The sequence below is a fragment of the Sphingomonas faeni genome (assembly GCF_024273235.1).
In the GTDB taxonomy this organism is placed as follows: Bacteria; Pseudomonadota; Alphaproteobacteria; order Sphingomonadales; family Sphingomonadaceae; genus Sphingomonas; species Sphingomonas faeni_A.
Map to the genome: position 1 here is coordinate 1 of NZ_JANBVH010000090.1, position 1,366 is coordinate 1,366.

At 62.4% G+C, this 1,366-nt stretch carries 2 protein-coding genes; one reads left to right on the plus strand and one right to left on the minus strand.

Going from position 1 to position 1,366, the window contains the following annotated elements; all coding sequences use genetic code 11:
• On the plus strand, window positions 1-865 hold an 865-nt coding region (gene galU / locus NLI89_RS21605), incomplete at its 5' end, for a UTP--glucose-1-phosphate uridylyltransferase GalU (RefSeq protein WP_439144558.1).
• A gap of 167 nt (window positions 866-1,032) precedes the next feature.
• On the opposite strand, the gene NLI89_RS21610 is transcribed toward galU, so the two are convergent.
• Window positions 1,033-1,366 (minus strand): hypothetical protein (locus NLI89_RS21610; protein ID WP_254688786.1); only part of this gene is annotated, 334 nt, incomplete at its 5' end.

Genomic DNA, 1,366 nt, shown 5'->3' on the forward strand with positions numbered 1-1,366 from the left:
AAAGCCGCTGCGCAAGGCCGTGTTTCCGGTCGCCGGACTGGGCACGCGCTTCCTTCCGGCCACCAAGGCCATGCCGAAGGAAATGCTCACCGTCGTCGACAAGCCGCTGATCCAATATGCCGTCGAGGAAGCGCTCGAGGCGGGGATCGAGCAGGTCATCTTCGTGACGGGCCGCAACAAGGGCGCGCTCGAGGATCATTTCGACATCTCGTACGAGCTCGAGGATACGATGCGGTCGCGCGGCAAGTCGCTCGACGCGATCAGCCATATCCGGATGAAGCCCGGTTCGCCGGTCTATGTCCGCCAGCAGGAGCCGCTGGGTCTCGGCCATGCCGTCTGGTGCGCGCGCGAGATCGTCGGGGACGAGCCGTTCGCGGTCCTGCTGCCGGACGAGCTGATGGTCGGCAAGCCGGGCTTCATGAAGCAGATGGTCGAGGCGTATAACCAGGTCGGCGGCAACGTGATCGGTGCGCTCGAAGTGCCGGACTCCGAGACGGACAAATACGGCATCATCTCGCCCGGTGCAATCGACGGCCGGCTGACCGAGGTTACCGCGCTGGTCGAAAAGCCCAAGCGCGGCACCGCACCGTCGAACCTGATGATCCCGGGACGCTACATCCTCCAGCCCGAGGTGATGAGGATCCTGGAGACGCAGGAAAAGGGCGCAGGCGGCGAGATCCAGCTGACCGACGCGATGGCGCAGCTTATCGGTAACCAGCCATTCCACGGCTTCACCTTCGATGGCCAGCGCTACGACTGCGGCGACAAAGCCGGCTACATCCAGGCCAATCTGGCAATCGCGATCGCTCGGGACGACATCGGACCTGGCATCCGAGAGTTCGCGACAGCCCTTTTAGCAGACTGATAAATCGGTCGACACGTGCGCACCGCTGTGCCGGAACGTCAGAACGCGTTCCGGTGCAGTAAGACACTAACCTCAACACACTAATCTTCGAAGTCGTGCCAGATCGATCAATGTGCGAGAGATTCGAGGTCTGCCCGAAGACGATTGCGCAGATGGGGACCGGGCGGTCAGCACAGATCCGTCACCACCGCGCCCGCCCCAGCCTCCTTCGAACGGCCGATGAGCTGATCTCCAGAAAACTGCTTTCGCTTGATCTGCCGTCCTTGAGCGCGATCGAACTCTGACTCCAACCAGAGGAAAACCGGGGATCCGTCATTGGGACTATGCGGCGGCGCTGCCTGGGCAGCGCCGCTTGCTATGCCGTGGCGCTCAGACTCCGCGATAAACACCGCCTTGCGCTTGTCCGGACGGGTATGCCGTTGGCCATCCTGCACAATACGCGGCGACCGGTGCGAATGCGTCGGTTGAGGCTTGAGCGATTGAGAGGCTTGAGCCGTTAAT